The following is a 15,672-nucleotide window of genomic DNA, read 5'->3' as shown; positions in this document are numbered from 1 at the left end:
TATGAAGCACGAACGCATGTCGGCCATCGGCGATCCCGGCCGCCGCTTCCGGCGGGAGATTGAAAGCGATACAATACGGCGCAATGTCTCGAACGGATTCGACTTTGCCGCCGGAAGCTTCGCCGCCTCCCCTCCGCAACTTGCTCCAGCGGATCCGCCGCATCCCGGCTTGGCGCCTGCTTTTGCTTGCCGTGGTAGCGCTCATCCTCCTGGCCGGATTGGCGGCTTCCCCGCCGGGATTGCTCGGCAAGGCGGATGCGATCGGGTACGCCGTATGCCACCGCATCGAACTGCGTTCCCTGCACTTGGGAGACCGTCCGCTTCCGCTGTGCGCCCGCTGTATGGGAACCTTCCTGGGGACGATCGTCGGCGCTCTGATCCTGATCGCGGGCGGACGGGGCCGCTCCGCGGTCTGGCCGTCGCGCGGAATCCTCTTCGCGCTGGCCGTCCCCGTGCTGCTTTGGGGGGTGGATGGCTTCAACTCCTATGTTTCCCTCTTCCCCCGGTTCCCGCACCTCTATCCGCCGAGCAATTTTCTGCGGATGACGACCGGAACGCTCCTCGGGCTGGCGATGGCGGTGGTGTTCCTGCCGGCTGTGAATCAAAGCCTGTGGAAATCGCCATCCGCCGTGCCCGTCCTCCGGAATTTCCGGGAGCTTTTTGGTTATTTCCTCGCCGCCCCGATCCTGATTGGCTTGGTCATGCCGGAGAATCCGATTTTGCTTTATCCGTTCGCCCTCCTCAGCGTTGCCGGCATTCTTTTCCTTTTAACCGGCGTTTATCTTTCGCTGTTGTTGATGGTCCTCCGCAGGGAAAATCAGGCGGAGACCTGGCACGACGCCTGGCCGGCGGTCGCCGGCGGATTTGCCCTGGGACTGCTTCAGATCTACGCCATCGACATCGTCCGTTTCCAAATCACCCACACCTGGGGGGGCTTCGGGATAGGGGGATAATCGTCCGTCCGGGCGGCTCCGCGGAATGCGGATACACCCGGCGCCTTTTCGGAGGTACGTCATGGACATCTTTTCGGCTTTCGGGTTGTCGGCCAGCGCGGGGCTGAACGCCTACATTCCCCTGCTGATCGTCGGCCTGCTGGCCCGCTACACCGACGCGATCAAACTCAACGCCCCGTGGGACACGCTGACCGACCCGTGGGTCCTGCTGGTGCTGGCCGTTCTGCTGTTGATCGAAATTTTGGCCGACAAAATTCCAGCGGTGAACCACATCAACGACGGCCTGCAGACGATCGTCCGGCCCATCGCCGGCGCGATCGTCTTCGCCGCCAGCGCGCACGTCATCAGCGACATCCATCCCGCGATCGCGATGATCTGCGGGCTGTTCGTCGCCGGTGCGGTCCACGGCGCGAAGGCGCTGGCGATCCGCCCCGCCGTAACCGCCACAACCGGCGGGACCGCCAATCCGGTGGTCAGCACCGTAGAAGACGTCATCGCCACCGTCTTGTCGATCGTCGCCATCCTGGTTCCCGTGATCCTCGGAGCCCTGATCTGCATCGTCACGGCCTGGATCATCTGGCTGATCCTGAGGAAAATCAACCGCGACGCCAGACAAACCTGACGGCGTTCGCCGTTCGGCCGCGGAGTATCCGGAACGGGCGGCCAGACGGCCGCCCGCATCGTTTTTTCATAATCGGGTACAATGGTTGACACCCTAACCCAGATACGTCAGTTCGGAGGAGGATATTTCATGGTCCAGCCCGCACCAGCCCCAGCGAAAAAGTCAAAAGGCCCGGCAGTAATCGTCATCGTCGGCGCCGCGCTCGTTCTGCTTTGCTGCTGCTCCATCTTCCTCGCAGGCTTGTTGTATTATTGCGGAGACGTGTTGACCGGCGGCAGCTGCGGTTTCTAGCAGACCGGTTATCCACCCGTTCGCGGAATATCCTCGGGCGGCCCGGATCGGGCCGCCTTTTCCGTTTTATCCCCGAATCCAAAATCCTTTCCCGGGCCGCCAAATACGCCGCTCTCCCTCCTCCGCCGGACGGATGTCGTTGCAGAAGATCTCCCTTTCCCCGCCGCAACGCAAGAGGATCCGGTAGGCGCCGCCCCGCCAAACCGATTCGATCACCTCTCCCCGGATCTCGCCGGCGGCGGCCGAACCGCCGCGCCGCAGAACTCCTCCGCCGGGCGGAAGCAGGATCCATCCCTCGTCCCCCGCAACCGGCCGCGGCCCACGGCACTCCGCCTCGAATTCGCCCAGCGGAGTGCGAACCGTCAACGGCCGAACCTTCCGGACCCCGGCGCGCAGAAGGTTCCCCAGCCCGAGGAAATTCGCCGCCCATTTTGAAGCCGGATAGTTGACAAGGTTCTCCGGCGAATCCGCCTGCACGATCCGCCCTTCGTGCAGCAACGCCACGCGCTGCGCCACGGCGAACGCCTCCTCCTGATCGTGCGTGACGTACAGCGAGGGGATCCGCAAGTCCGCCAGCAAGCGGCGCAACTGATCGGCCAACTGCTCGCGCAGGGCCCTGTCCAGCGCGCCGAGCGGCTCGTCGAGCATCAACAGCCTCGGGCGGGGAGCGAGCGTGCGCGCCAACGCCACCCGTTGCTGCTCCCCCCCGGAAAGACCGGCCATCGCCCGCCGGGCAAACCCCTCCAAATCCACCCTGCGGAGCGCCGCCTGTGTTTCCGACCGGATCCGATCTTCAGGCTGATTCTGCATGCGCAATCCGAACGCGACGTTTTCGGCGACGTTTAAATGCGGGAACAGAGCGTAATCCTGGAACATCAATCCGAATCCGCGGCGGTGCGCCGGAACGCGGGAGAGGTCTTCGCCGTCCCACAGCACTCGCCCGGAATCGGGTTGCTCCAAGCCGGCAACGATCCGCAGCAGCGTGCTTTTCCCGCTGCCGGAGGAGCCGAGCAGGCAGACCGTTTCGCCTTCTGCGACCGCCAGGTTTACCCCTGCCAGCAGCGGCCTGGCTTCATAATTTTTATGGATATCGACTAATTCGAGCATGGCTAGTTTTTTTTCCTTCCTACGCCCCCCTCCCCCTGTTGTCCCCCCCCCATTTGCCATGCGATTGATGTTCTGGCGCACTTCAGGCAGGTTTTGCCGGTTGATGTTCCCATTCGATGAACATCACCGCCGCGGCGCAAAAGAGCATCAGCAGGGTGGTCATCGCCATCGCCTGGCCGTAGTTCAATCCGCCGGGCTGGGAGAGCAGCCGGTAGATCCCGACCGGCATGGTCGGGAAATCCGGGCGGACGATGATCGAGGTTGCGCCGAATTCGCCGAGCGAGACGGCGAAGGCGAACGCCGCGGAGGAGAGAACCGCCCGCAGTGCGATCGGGAACACCACCGTGCGCCACACCATCCACGGTGAAGCGCCCAGGACGGCGGCGGCTTCGCGCAGCCGCTCCGGGATTCCGGCAAAGGCGGGCTTCAATCCGCGGACCACGAAGGGGAACGCGACCAAGGTATGGGCGACTGGTATCATCGCCGGCGAACGGATCCAATTCCACGGCGGCCGGGAAAAGACGATCAGCATGCCCAAACCGAGGGTGACGGCCGAGGTTCCGAGCGGGAGCAGGAGCAACGGCTCGAGCGCGCGGTCGATCCGTGTCGGACGGGAAAGCAAAGCCGCCGCCGGTATTCCAAAGGCCAGGGCGAAGGCCGCCGTCGCCGCGGCCGCCAGCAGGGAATTCCCCGCCATCTCGAGTGGGGTGGCGAAGAACGCGGTCCCCCTCCGGTTATAGAACAGCTCGCGGTAATACTCCAGCGTCCATTCCGCCCGGACCCCCGACCGCTCGCCGAGCCCCGCGTCCATCCGCAGCAGCGACCTCGCCGCCGGCGAAGCCAGAGGCGCCAGGAACAACGCGGCGAGTGCGGCGAGGATCGATGCGGCCAGGATCCATTCAGCCGTGGAAGCGGGCTTGCGTGCGGCGCGGATTCCGACCCGCGCCGATGCGGCCTCCATCCGCCGGGCAAGCCGCCCCGAAACCGCGATCAGAGTCAAGCTGCAGAGGATCTGCAGGATGGAAAGAAGAGCGGCCGCCGGAAGGTTGAGCGCTTGCAGGGCTTGGATGTAGATCTCCACTTCCAGGGTGGAGAAGGACGGACCTCCCAGGATCAGAATAACTCCGAATGAGGTGAAATCGAACAGGAACACGAGCGAGGCCGCGGCGAGGATCGACGGCATCAAGAGCGGAAGCGTCACCCGGCGGAAAGCCTGCCGCCTTCCGGCGCCCAGCACGCGCGCGGCGTCGCCCAAGCGCGGATCTAAACGCTCCCAGGCCGCTCCGACCGTCCGCAGGACGATCGAGGTGTTGTAGAACACATGGGCCAGCAGGATCGCCCCCAGCGTGTGTAGGAACGGGATGGGCCGGCCGATCCACCCGGTTTGTTGCAGCGCCAGGTTGATCCATCCCCGCGGTCCGAGCAGGGATTCGAATCCCGCCGCCACCACCACGGTGGGGAGGATGAACGGGACGATCGAAAACGCCCGCAGGAACCGCTTGAGGGGAAAATCATACCGGGCAAAAAGATACGCTCCCGGCAATCCGACGGCCAAGGTGAGGAGCATCGACAGCGCCGCCTGGAAAACCGTAAAGCCGAGGACCCGGAAAGCGGAGCCCAGCGGCAGTGCGTCCGCTTCCCCCTGCAGGACGGCCTCCACCCCCAGCCGCAGAACCGCCGCCAGCGGATAGTAGAAGAACAGGCCGATAAACGCGACAGCCGGAATCCACTGCACGATCCTGAAAAACCAGGCCGGCCGTCTTGCTCCGAACAACGCCGCCCGCCCTACGACAGCATTACGCCTTTCCATACATTCATCCATTCCTCCCGGTGCGCCGCGATCTCCTCCGGCGCGAGAACCGCGGGCTCCGCGGGCAAGGGCGCGAAACGCAGGAAGGCTTCGGGCAGAACCGCATCCGGATTCACCGGGAACATCGCCATCTGCAGCGGGATATCCTCCTGGAAGGTCCGGCTTAAAAGAAATTCGACCAATTTTTCCGCGAGGTCCCGCTGTTCGGTCCCGGCCAGGATGCCGGCGAATTCGATCTGGCGGAAGCACATCTCCGGGCCGAGCAGGGAGGCGGTCGGCGGCTCATCCCGCGGCGGGTCGGCGTACAGGAATTCGAAGGCCGGGCTGGTGGCGTATGAAACCACCATCGGCTGAAACCCCTTTCCGGAGGACGCGCTGAAATTCGTGTAATACGCGGTCTCCCATCCGTCGACGACCACGGTTCCGTTGGACTTCAAGGATCCCCAATAATCCGCGAATCCGTCCGGCCCGAAATGCGCCACGGTCGCCAGGAGAAACGCCAATCCAGGCGAGGATGTGAACGGATTCTCGACCACCAGCAAGCCCCGGTATTCCTCCTCGGCCAAGTCCTCGAGCGATCCGGGTACGTCCAGGGAATGCGCGGCGAACCAATCCCGGTCGTAATTTATGCACACGTCTCCGTAATCGACCGGCAGAGCGCGGTTGCCCGGATCCAGCCGGTATTCGGCGGGAATTGAATCCAACCGCGGCGAGGCATAGGTTTCGAAAACCCCTTCCTCCAGGGCGCGGGCGAGAAAGGTATTGTCGACGCCGAAGAAAACGTCCGCCAGCGGTGCCTGCTTGGTGAGGATCGCCTTGTTCAGCGCGGCTCCGGCATCGCCGCTTTCCAGAACGGCCAGCTTGGCGCCCGTCGCGGCTTCGAACTCCTGCAACGCGGTTTCGCTGATCGCGAAGGAATCGTGGGTCATCAGGGTGACCGTCCGGGTTTCGCGCGGCGAGGGTTCTGCCGCCGGCGCCGCGCATCCGGCCAGAAGGATCAAAGGCAGGACCGACGTCCCGAGAACGGCCGGCAAGCAACGCCCCAACCCTACATGCTTGCGGGTTTGATGTTCGATCGCGTGTGAATGCATAGCAATGCTCCTTTTTGCACCGTTACCGCCGCCTCGTCCGCCAGCATGCAGTTGCTTATTCCGCGGGTTTTATGCGGGAGAAGCCTTTCTCCGGACAGCGGATATTTCAATCCCTCGGTCGTCACACCCTCCGCAGGGACGCCCCACGCCAACAGGGAGACGGTGTCGCCCGGAGCCCCCCGCAACATCGTCCGCTTCCAAACTCTTACCGCCTCTTCGCGCCCGTCGTCGATCCGGATGTTGATCCCCGCCAGCTCTGCATCAAAAAGCAAAGCCAAGTTGGCCAAAGTTTGATCCGTCCTGCCGCCCAAGCCCCCCAGGATCAGCACGGCGGCAAATCCCTCCCGGACTGCGAAGCGGATCGCCAACTCGAGATCGGTTTCATTTTTTTCGGCGGGAAACGATTTCACGACGGTTCCGGCGCGATCGAGGGTTTGGCGGATTCCATTGGGGATGGAATCAAGATCGCCGACAAGGACATCCGGAGCGCGGCCGCAAGCCAGTGCATGCCGGCACCCGCCGTCGGCGGCGATCCAGAAGTCGCCTTCCCGCAAAAGCCGCTGGGCTGCTGGCACATTCGGCAGGATTCCATTGGCGAAAATCACCGCGCGGTTCGTCGGCATAAAAAAACACCCTCCGTTGCGGAGGGTGACTGTTAGCCACGTTTTCCCTCCGCCGGCATTACCCGGAGCAGGTTCTGCGGGTCGAAGGTTGGGCGCCTTCCTCTCAGCCCGGATACGGGCTCCCCGTTGTTGTAGAAGTATTCTAACCGAGGATTGTAAAATCGTCAATATCCGTCCCCCCGCTCCTTCGGGGCGGAAAGAATTCCGGCGAGCATAAAACAAAATTTAACGGGCGGCAATTGCGATTGGATCCGCTATTGGCAATCAGCTCCCTCCTCCCTTCGCATTAATAAATCTCCTCAGCCTGCCCTTCATCCGCCCTCCCGTCGCTTTCCCTCGCCTTGTTCGGGATAGGCGCTCCGGGGCAGGTTCGGGCACCTTTTCCCACCCCGACAACAGCGGAAAAAAACGAAATTATTCGAAGCCACCTATCTTGAGAGATGGGCTGGGAGAAGAATGGGATGAGGGATAGGCTGAGGAGCTACAAAAAAGGAATGGGCGGATATGCCCTTCCCGGATCGCAGTCGCCCGGGAAAGCCGGGTCTCGGCCCGCCGGCATTTTTCCAAACCCTACTCGGATCAAAGGCAAGCGGAGTATTCGGCTTGCGGGAAAAACGTGGGTCCTGCGCGGATCTTAGATCGAATATTCGGGCGAACGGCGCGATCGGAGCTCCCTCCGTAGGCAGGCCGGGTGGGTGTGTCCGCCAGCCGCTACGCCTCGACCAGCTCCCAATCCGGCTCCACATCGGCGTTGAGCGAGGTGCGGTGTCCGGCTTGGAACCGGAAGTAGCCGGCGGCGGCGACCATCGCGGCGTTGTCGGTGCACAGTTCCAGCGGCGGTACCCGCACCGGGCAGGGCGCGGTTCGTTGCAGCGCTCCGCGCAAGGCCTGATTGGCCGACACTCCGCCGGCCACCAGGATTTCCTTCGCCGCGGTTTCGCGCGCGGCCTTGACGGTTTTTTGCGCCAGGACGTCGACCACCGCCGCTTGAAATGCCGCCGCCAAATTGGGTACCGGCAATCCCGGCGTGGGGGCGTCGACTCCGGCGGCGATATCGGGCTGAAGTCGCCGGACCTCGCGCAGAACGGCGGTTTTCAATCCGCTGAAGGAAAAATCCCACGAATCCTCCAGCCAAGCGCGCGGGAAGCGGATCGATTCCGGATCCCCGTCGCGCGCGGCCTCCTCGATCGCCGGTCCGCCCGGATACGGCAGACCGAGCAGCCGCGCGACCTTGTCGAACGCCTCGCCGGCCGCATCGTCCAAGGTTCCGCCCAATCGGCGGTATCGGCCGTGCCCCTCCATTACGTACAGATCGGAATGCCCGCCGGAGACGATTAGGCACAGTGCGGGGAAAAGGTCTTCCTCCTCGCGCCCCAGCCATAGGGAATGGATGTGGGCTTCCAGGTGGTGAATTCCGAGCAGCGGAAGATCCGCCGCCAGCGCCAGCCCCTTGGCGGCATTGACCCCCACCACCAGCGATCCAGCCAGACCCGGTCCGCGCGTGACCGCCACGGCGTCCAATTCCCCCACCGTCAGATGAGCCTCCTCGAGCGCCCGCCGGACGGCGGGCTCGATCGTCTCGACGTGGCTGCGCGAAGCCATCTCCGGAAACACTCCGCCGTAGCGGGCATGAAGTTCACTTTGCGAGAGGAGCACATTGGAGAGGATGCGCACGCCGTCCGCAACGACCGCGGCGCCGGTGTCGTCGCAGGAGGTTTCAATTCCGAGAATCCGCACTTCCGCTATGGGAACCTTGGACGGACTCATCGCTCCGCCTATCCCGGCCGCCGGCCGGTTTTCCGCTTGCCGGAAGCGGTCCGCGCCGCCCGGCGCGCGCGGCGGACGGGAGTCCGGATCCGGTCCGCGGCCCGGCCCTTCGGCCCCTTCCGCAACGGGAGAACAAGGTCCATCGGATACGGCGCGACCACTTCCACCGCGCCGTCCGGCCGGACCCAGACGGTATTCTCCAACCGCACGCCCATCTCCCGCTCCGGATAATACAAGCCCGGCTCGATGGTGAACACCGCCCCCTTCTCCACCACATCGCGGTTGGATTCGGCGTACAGGAAGGAGGGGGATTCGTGGACGTCCAACCCCACTCCATGGCCGACGGTGTGCACGTATCCACACTCCGTCTGAGGATCGGTGCGGATGGTCGGGTGGCCCATCGATTCGAACAGGTCGCAAACCGCAGGCTGGACCTGATTGGCCGGCACGCCCGCGCGAATCTTCCCTTCGGCGTCGGCATAGGCCTGGCGCACCTGTTCGTACAGCCGCTCCGCCTCCTCGGTTGCGAATCCCGGACACCACGTGCGGGTGACGTCGTAGAAGTAGCCGCCCCCCATTTCGCACGGGAACAGGTCGAAGACGATCGTCTTGCCGGCCTCGACCGGATCCGCGTCGGTCCCGGTCGAATGCGGTATCGCCGCATCCCGCCCCTGGGCGAAGATGAGTCCTTCGGGAGCCTCCGCGCCGCGCTCCGCCAGCCGGAGCCGAATGAACGCCTTCATCTTGCCGATCGTCAGCCGCTCCCCGTCGCGGCCGACCAGCGTGCTTCCCCTCGCCGAGTGCGACGCCAGGAACTCGGCCGCCTCGGCGATCACCGCCGTGGAGACCCTCCCGATCGAACGAACGCGTTCGATTTCCTCCGCGCTTTTGGTCGCCCGGGCGCGGAGAAGGATCGGATCGCCGCCTTCCCCGACCAAGCGGATGTCCGGCGCTTGCGAGGGGAGCTTCGCCAGCAGCGCATACGCTCCGGAAAGCTCGACGTTTCCGCCGACCGCCACCCGCCCGCTCACATCCAACTCGCGGAAGATCCGGGCCATGCGGATCGCCCCGGCCTTGGACGGATCGCCCCCGGCCTCCTTCAAGATTTCCCCGAGTCGGAAGTCGCCCAGGTTCCGGCAGCGCAGGCCGGTCCGGGCCGCTTCCTCCCGCTCCATCGGGTAATGGAACAGGACCGGCGGGTCCCCGCGTTTTTTGATCAGATCGGCGCGGGTGATGTTGGCCACTCCGGTGAAGTACACCATCGAAGGATTATGGTTGGCCGGCCCGGTTATCCACAGGGCATCCAGATCCCGTTCCTGCATCAGACGGTCCAGGTCTTGTTTCATAGGCCTCCGCGTATATTCCGGATAAAAAGCTGTTATGTACGGCTTCCCGGCTCGTTATCCTGACAGGAATTATAGCAGTGGAAGAAGGAGCCGTGGTCGATCTGATCGGCTTTTTTAGGTCGCTTCTATCCGCCATGAACAGCAACCATGGTATTATGAGGTCGCATAAAATCATGAGCGCTCAACAAAAGATCACCATCATCGAAGGTCCGCCGCCCGTGTTCGAAGATCCGGGTGCGGCATGGCCCGCCAGCCTGGGCGACAGCGTGCGCCCGTACCGGTCCGCCCTGACGCGGATGCGGACGTTCAACGGGCCGGCGCTGGTCGAACGGTGCTACCACGCCTGGAAAAAGCGCGAGCCGATCGTCCTGGAATTCCGGGCCCCCGACGGACGGGTCGCCCAAGCGCCGATCCAGGCCGCCCGCTACGTGTCCACCCAGGAAGGGCACCTGCTGATGCTGTGGGTCCGGTTGGATCCGGAAGAGGTCGAAACCGAGCGCGATGCCGGGGATTGAGAGGTGCGATGTACAACGGCAGCATAAACATCAAGGACATCGACGCCAGCCGATACCCGGAATTGCGCAAGTGGGTGGTTTCCAGCCTGGCCGGCCATAAAAAACCAAACGACATCATTTTCCAAATATGCCACCGCACCGGCTGGGATTGGAACTTATCCAAGCGGTTCGTCGAACAAGTCATCGACTTGGATCAGAAGGAAGTCCACCAGCGGAGGATGCCTTTGCTGGTGGCGCTCGGCATCCTGTTCCTGTCGATCGGGGCTTTCTCCTTTTATTCGGCCTGTATGGATCTTCTTCCGATTCTTGCTGCGCTGGAACCCCCGCTCGACGCCGAAAAGGTTGTGAACGCCGTGCTGATGGCGAACACAGCCCGCATTCTAATCATTAAACTCGTCTTCGGATTGGCAGGTGTCGTCGGCGGCGGCGTCGGGATCGCCAGCGCCGTTAAGTCCGCCGCCACCGGCGAGGGGGAAGACTTGATGAAGAGCGGGACGCAAAAATGAACCGCGGGAAAGCCTTCGCCATCCCGCGGTGACGGTACGCCTTACGATGCGTTTGTTCTCGGCGCGGACAAATCCGTCCGCGCCGTTCATTTTCTTCCGCCGGCTGATTCAGCAGTCCCTCGGCGGCGCATCATCCCGCCCGCGGAGACAATCCCGGCAACGCCAACCTTCACTCCCGGCCAAGAAACAGGCCGCGGCGGATTCGCCGCGGCCTTCTTTTCGCCGTCCGGATCACGGACTGCGGCGCTTAACCAGCAGATACGCCAGCAGCCCGGCGGCGTTCGCGACCAGGACAAACAGACCCCAGAGGACGGCGGCGCGGCCATCTCCGCGGGAACGCGCGTCGAGGAAGGTCCAGAACGGCAGTCCCAGCCAGAACAAAAAGAAACCCACCGTGCCGACGAGGGCGAGTGCAAGATCAAACGTCTTGGGCGTCGGATCCACCGCTTCGTAGGTGACCCCGACCAGAACCGCCGCCGTCCCATCCGGTCCGGGGATCGACCGCACTACGTGGCCGTAGACGTCGTTAAACTCGCTTTCGCGCCGCAAGGCCATCGCCAGGCGCAGTTCCAATTCCGTGAGCGGATCCAGTTGCCCGGGTTCGACCGCGAAGATCAGGTCCTCCTCGTACTGCGACAGATCGTAGACGTTGCTCTCCGGCCCGGCCGGCCCGTTTAGCGAAAGCCTGACATCGCCCTCCAGATCCACCATCCACACCCGGACGATGAATTCTTCCTGCTTAAGCCGCTCCATGGCCCGGGCAAGGTCGGCCGAATCCGCCGCCTGCACTTCGTCGGGAAGCATGGCTTCGAGCGCATTTTCCACCGCCTGCCGGCGCGCGTCCGCCGCCCCCCAATCCCGCCCGGAAGCGTTTACGCCTACGACAAGGAACATCCCGGCCACCATGCAGATAAAAGCCGCCAATCCGGTCACGGCCGCAATCAGGATCCAATTACGTTTCGGCATTGGAAACACCTCCTTGGAAATTCCGGATGACGATGAACGCGGCCACCGGCCCCAGCAGAAGGTTCGCGGCCGGGAGGACCAAAACCCAGGCGCGCAGGTCCGTCCGCCCCGCGGGAAGCAGGACCGCGCCGGCCAGAAGCAGGATGCCGGCCGCGGAACAAACCGCCGCCGCGAGCGGCAGATCATCCCGCGTCGGCGGGCGGGAACGTGCACGCGCCGCAAGCTGTGCGGCCAAATCGTCGGGGAGCGGCGGCGACTGCGGGGCGAGTGCGGAAGTGATGATCCGCTCAAGGTTTCGGTCCTCGATCGATTTCACGGGATCGCTTTCAGCCATGGCCCGCCTCCTTCAGTTGTCTCCGCAGCGCCTCCCGCGCCCTGGAAAGCATCGACTCCGTCGCCTTGTAGGTCCGGCCCATCCTCCGGGCAAGCGCCTCCACGGCCAGCCCATCCGCGTAGCGCGACACCAGAAGCCGCTGATATTCCCGCGGGAGATTGCCCAACGCTTCCACCACCCGCATCCGCAATTCGGCCCGCTCGACCCATTCTTCCGGGAGCGGCTCGCTTTCCAGCCGGTCCCAGATCCCCGCCGCCGGATCGTCCTCCCCGGGCGGGTCGGCCATCCGCCCGCGAAGACGCAGTTCGTCGGCCGCCTTCCGGCGCGCGATCGCGCACAGCCAGCCGAAGAAGGGCGATTCCCCGCGGAAGCGGCGGATCGACGATGCGGCCGCCAGGAGAGTCTCCTGGCGGATGTCCTCCGCCCAAGCGGATTCCCCTCCGGCGAGGTGGTAGGCGTATCGGAAGAGCGGGCCGCCGTACTGCGCGCACGCATCGGCCCAGGCTTCCGGGTCGCCCCGGCGCAAACGGTCGACCAGGACGGTGGCCGCTCCCGACGGATCTGCCATGCGGTTCCTTCCTATTCCTAAGTCGCGGATCTGGGAAGAATCCTTCGCGGATGCTTTCTCAGGATGACGCGGGGAATGCCGCGGTCCGCAGCCTTCGGTCCGGACGTTTTGCGGAGAGGGTTGAGAATTTTGTCATTCCGGCCCAACGAACTATCCAGGACATCCGTCATTCTTCGACGAAGGAGCCGCCGTGGACCGTTTTTTCTTGTAAAACCCTATTGGTATCGAAGGTCAAGACGACTTCCACCCGCTGAAAGCAGCGGCCGCTTCCCATGAGGACTTTCCGGCAGGTGTAAAATTCCGGATTTCCCGAATCGTCGTATTCGATGCTCAAATCGTTCGCCAGGTTGACTTGCGCGGTCAGGATCTCCCCGCAGCGTTTGCACTTTACCGCCAGCGGAAACATCCGCGGGCCTCCCCCGGAGAATGCTTTCATAAGCTTGTCGAAAAAAACCATCGGCATATCCTCCTAATAATGTAATCCCCTCCGGCAAGCGAGTTCGCTAGGACGGTAGGATTCTACTCCTCCATCGCCGGTTGGAGGGCGGGCGGCCCCCGGGATACGGTTTTGGCGATCCTGGCCGGAAGGGTGGAAACCGGTGTTCCTACCTTACAGGATCCGTCCGCCAGCCTCTGCGCCGCGGGGAAGGGCGCCGGCGGTCCCCTTGCTTACAAGCCTCCTCGTTGGGATAATCAGACCGTAAGGAGCCGGACTTGCCGAAACCCCGCACCGAATTCGTCTGCCAACAATGCGGATATTCCAGCCCGCGCGGCATGGGCCGCTGCCCCCGCTGCAACGCATGGAACGCCATGGTGGAGCAGATCCCGGCGGTCCCGGCCCCTGCTTCCGCCGCCGGGCCGGTCGTTTCCAAGCCCAAGCGTCTGCGCGAGGTCGAGGGCGGAGAGGAAAGCCGCCTGCCCCTTCCGATCGAGGAGTTTTCGCGCGTACTCGGCGGAGGGGTCGTCCCGGGATCGATCGTCCTGATCGGCGGCGATCCCGGAATCGGAAAATCCACCCTCCTCTTGCAGGCTTCGTGGAAACTCGCCGGTTCCTCGGGTCCGGTGCTGTACGTATCGGGCGAAGAATCCGAGCGCCAGATGAAGATGCGCGCCGTCCGGCTGGCCGGAGGCGCCGCCGACCGCCCGGCGGGAAAAGCCGGCCGCGCCGCCGCCGCGGAGGCTTATCCGGAATCGCTGTTCCTCGTCACCGAAACCCGCCTCGACGCCATTCTGCAGCACGTGCAGGATCTCGCTCCGCGGATTCTGATCATCGATTCGATCCAGACCGCTTACCTTCCGGAGTTGACCTCCTCCGCCGGTTCGGTCTCGCAGGTCCGAGAGTGCGCCTCCCGCCTGCAGGCGCTGGCGAAATCCTCCGGGATCGCGGTGTTCCTGATCGGCCACGTGACGAAGGAGGGCGTGCTGGCCGGGCCGCGGGTGCTCGAACACATCGTCGACACCGTCTTATACCTGGAGGGGGACCGGTTTCAAAGCTACCGGTTATTGCGGGCGGTGAAGAACCGCTTCGGGGCGGTTTCCGAAGTAGGGGTGTTCGAAATGCGCGGCGACGGGCTGGTGGAAGTTCCCAATCCCTCCGAGGCGTTTCTGGCCGAGCGCGCCGCCCAATCGCCCGGTTCGGCAATCGCCGTCGTCATGGAGGGAACCCGTCCATTGCTGTTGGAACTGCAGGGGCTGACCAGCCCCGCCGCCTACGGAACCCCGCGGCGGACGCCGAACGGTGTCGACCTCTACCGCCTGCTCCTGGTCTCGGCGGTGCTCACCCGCCGGGCGGGGGTGCGGGTGGCGGAAGAGGACGTCTTCCTGAACGTAATCGGCGGGTTGCGGGTGAGCGAACCCGCGGCCGATCTGGCCATGGCCGCGGCGATCGCCTCTTCGGTGAAGGACCGGCCGGTTGCCGCCGACGCGGTGTTGATCGGCGAGGTGGGATTGTCGGGCGAGTTGCGCGCCGTCAGCCAAACCCAGACCCGCCTTCGGGAAGCGACGGCGCTCGGATTCCGACGCGCAATCCTGCCGCGGACGGTCCGCCGCGGCGAACCGCCTCCGTCGGGGATTGACATTGTCGGTTGCCGTTCGCTGCGCGAAGCCTTGGAGGCGGCTTTGGTGGCGCCATGAACGACACCCGGACTCTGAAGAGAATCGCGCTTGCCGTGTGGGGGATCTGCCTGCTGTTGATTCTCGGAATGCTCGTCGTTTGGAGCGGATTGGCCGATTCCGCGGCGGCCGCACTCTTCCCTGCCCCGACCCTCGCGCCCGGCGCCCCGCCCACCCTCACCCGCACCCTCACTCCCACCGGCCCCTCCACGGCGACGGCTTCGCCGGCCGCGACCGCCACCGCGACCTTCACGCCCTCGATCACCCCGACCGTCACCGCCACGCTTCCACCGACGCCGATCCCGTTCGCCTCCGACCCGGCGGTGATCGGGTATTCCGTCGCCGGCCGGCCGATCGAAGCCTTCCGGTTCGGGACGGGGCCCGTCGAACGGCTGACCATCCACGGCATCCACGGCGGCGGCGAGTGGAACACCATCGCCCTGGCCGACCAGTTGATCCAGGAAATCACCGAGCATCCGGAGATGATTCCCGAGCAGGTGACCCTCTACATCGTCCGCTCCCTAAACCCGGACGGGGAGGCCCGCGCGCACGGACCCGAAGGACGCGCCAACGAAAACGGGGTGGATCTAAACCGGAACTGGGACGCCTATTGGCAGGAGAAATGGGACCTGTACGGCTGCTGGGTAGCGACGCCCGTCACCGGCGGCCCGTATCCGTTCTCCGAACCCGAAAGCATAGCCATGCGCGATTTCATCCTCGAGCACCATTTCGACGCGTTGATCAATTACCATAGCGCGGCGCTCGGCGTCTTCGCCGCCGGCCAGCCTCCGGATCCGGCGTCGGTCCGCCTGGCGAAGGCGATCGCCGCCGAATCCCCCTACCAATATCCGCCGATCGACACCGGCTGCAAGTACACCGGCAACCTCGTCGATTGGGCCGCCTTTCAGGGCATCGCCGCCGTGGACCTGGAATTGTTGAGTCACACCAATACGGATTTCGCGATCAACCTCAAGGTATTGGACATTTTGCTGAACTTCCGCTGACCCGCCGCTCCTCGCCCGTTCCGCTCCGCGCCGGCCGATGAAAAGCACTCGGCCGCG

Annotated in this window: 17 protein-coding genes and 1 riboswitch; of the genes, 7 read left to right on the top strand and 10 right to left on the bottom strand. The window is 64.3% G+C overall.

Annotation, left to right across the window (positions count from 1 at the left end):
• The first annotated feature begins 104 nt into the window (after nucleotides 1–104).
• The 3 genes from JW929_15430 (at nucleotide 105) to JW929_15420 (ending at nucleotide 1,866) form a co-directional block, all read left to right on the top strand.
• Entirely contained in the window at nucleotides 105–953 is an 849-nt protein-coding gene (locus tag JW929_15430; GenBank protein MBN1440798.1) for a DUF2085 domain-containing protein, read from the top strand.
• A gap of 61 nt (nucleotides 954–1,014) precedes the next feature.
• On the top strand, nucleotides 1,015–1,575 hold the full coding sequence (locus JW929_15425; protein ID MBN1440797.1) for a DUF4126 domain-containing protein: 561 nt from the start codon (nucleotides 1,015–1,017) through the stop codon (nucleotides 1,573–1,575).
• Between the two features lie 129 nt (nucleotides 1,576–1,704).
• The gene (locus tag JW929_15420) at nucleotides 1,705–1,866 is read left to right on the top strand and encodes a hypothetical protein (GenBank protein ID MBN1440796.1); all 162 of its coding nucleotides are present in this window, start codon (nucleotides 1,705–1,707) and stop codon (nucleotides 1,864–1,866) included.
• A 66-nt stretch (nucleotides 1,867–1,932) separates the two neighbouring features.
• Here JW929_15420 and JW929_15415 read toward each other — a convergent pair whose 3' ends face one another.
• From JW929_15415 to JW929_15390, 6 genes are all read right to left on the bottom strand, one after another.
• Nucleotides 1,933–2,973 carry an ABC transporter ATP-binding protein gene (locus JW929_15415; protein MBN1440795.1) on the bottom strand — a complete coding sequence of 347 codons (1,041 nt, stop codon included), beginning with the start codon at nucleotides 2,971–2,973 and terminating at the stop codon, nucleotides 1,933–1,935.
• An 82-nt stretch (nucleotides 2,974–3,055) separates the two neighbouring features.
• On the bottom strand, nucleotides 3,056–4,783 hold the full coding sequence (locus JW929_15410; protein ID MBN1440794.1) for an iron ABC transporter permease: 1,728 nt from the start codon (nucleotides 4,781–4,783) through the stop codon (nucleotides 3,056–3,058).
• Nucleotides 4,759–5,874 (bottom strand): thiamine ABC transporter substrate-binding protein, encoded by a 1,116-nt coding sequence (locus JW929_15405; protein MBN1440793.1) that lies wholly within the window; start codon nucleotides 5,872–5,874, stop codon nucleotides 4,759–4,761. The genes JW929_15410 and JW929_15405 overlap by 25 nt, the downstream gene beginning before the upstream one ends.
• A complete protein-coding gene (locus tag JW929_15400) occupies nucleotides 5,832–6,497 on the bottom strand; it encodes a thiamine diphosphokinase (GenBank protein ID MBN1440792.1) in 666 nt (221 codons plus the stop codon). The genes JW929_15405 and JW929_15400 overlap by 43 nt, the downstream gene beginning before the upstream one ends.
• Nucleotides 6,498–6,522: 25 nt before the next feature.
• A riboswitch (TPP riboswitch) is annotated at nucleotides 6,523–6,633 on the bottom strand.
• A gap of 575 nt (nucleotides 6,634–7,208) precedes the next feature.
• Nucleotides 7,209–8,264 carry a tRNA (adenosine(37)-N6)-threonylcarbamoyltransferase complex transferase subunit TsaD gene (gene tsaD, locus JW929_15395; protein ID MBN1440791.1) on the bottom strand — a complete coding sequence of 352 codons (1,056 nt, stop codon included), beginning with the start codon at nucleotides 8,262–8,264 and terminating at the stop codon, nucleotides 7,209–7,211.
• 8 nt (nucleotides 8,265–8,272) lie between these two features.
• Nucleotides 8,273–9,610 (bottom strand): aminopeptidase P family protein, encoded by a 1,338-nt coding sequence (locus JW929_15390; GenBank protein MBN1440790.1) that lies wholly within the window; start codon nucleotides 9,608–9,610, stop codon nucleotides 8,273–8,275.
• Between the two features lie 173 nt (nucleotides 9,611–9,783).
• On the opposite strand from JW929_15390, the gene JW929_15385 reads away from it, so the two are divergent.
• Both JW929_15385 and JW929_15380 read left to right on the top strand, forming a co-directional pair.
• Entirely contained in the window at nucleotides 9,784–10,125 is a 342-nt protein-coding gene (locus tag JW929_15385) for a hypothetical protein (protein ID MBN1440789.1), read from the top strand.
• An 8-nt stretch (nucleotides 10,126–10,133) separates the two neighbouring features.
• Nucleotides 10,134–10,631: a hypothetical protein gene (locus JW929_15380; protein MBN1440788.1), complete on the top strand. Its 498-nt coding sequence runs from the start codon at nucleotides 10,134–10,136 to the stop codon at nucleotides 10,629–10,631.
• A gap of 231 nt (nucleotides 10,632–10,862) precedes the next feature.
• On the opposite strand, the gene JW929_15375 is transcribed toward JW929_15380, so the two are convergent.
• From JW929_15375 to JW929_15360, 4 genes are all read right to left on the bottom strand, one after another.
• A complete protein-coding gene (locus JW929_15375; GenBank protein ID MBN1440787.1) occupies nucleotides 10,863–11,597 on the bottom strand; it encodes a hypothetical protein in 735 nt (244 codons plus the stop codon).
• Nucleotides 11,584–11,931: a hypothetical protein gene (locus JW929_15370; protein ID MBN1440786.1), complete on the bottom strand. Its 348-nt coding sequence runs from the start codon at nucleotides 11,929–11,931 to the stop codon at nucleotides 11,584–11,586. The genes JW929_15375 and JW929_15370 overlap by 14 nt, the downstream gene beginning before the upstream one ends.
• Nucleotides 11,924–12,499 (bottom strand): RNA polymerase sigma factor, encoded by a 576-nt coding sequence (locus JW929_15365; protein ID MBN1440785.1) that lies wholly within the window; start codon nucleotides 12,497–12,499, stop codon nucleotides 11,924–11,926. The genes JW929_15370 and JW929_15365 overlap by 8 nt, the downstream gene beginning before the upstream one ends.
• 166 nt (nucleotides 12,500–12,665) lie before the next feature.
• Nucleotides 12,666–12,905: a hypothetical protein gene (locus tag JW929_15360; protein ID MBN1440784.1), complete on the bottom strand. Its 240-nt coding sequence runs from the start codon at nucleotides 12,903–12,905 to the stop codon at nucleotides 12,666–12,668.
• Between the two features lie 308 nt (nucleotides 12,906–13,213).
• On the opposite strand from JW929_15360, the gene radA reads away from it, so the two are divergent.
• Entirely contained in the window at nucleotides 13,214–14,632 is a 1,419-nt protein-coding gene (gene radA / locus JW929_15355) for a DNA repair protein RadA (protein MBN1440783.1), read from the top strand.
• Nucleotides 14,629–15,615 (top strand): hypothetical protein, encoded by a 987-nt coding sequence (locus JW929_15350; GenBank protein ID MBN1440782.1) that lies wholly within the window; start codon nucleotides 14,629–14,631, stop codon nucleotides 15,613–15,615. The genes radA and JW929_15350 overlap by 4 nt, the downstream gene beginning before the upstream one ends.
• Nucleotides 15,616–15,672: the final 57 nt, after the last annotated feature.

The sequence above is a fragment of the Anaerolineales bacterium genome, from assembly GCA_016928575.1.
Classification (GTDB): domain Bacteria; phylum Chloroflexota; class Anaerolineae; order Anaerolineales; family RBG-16-64-43; genus JAFGKK01.
Note: the sequence above shows the minus strand (reverse complement) of the source record. Positions and strands in the feature narration are given on the sequence as shown.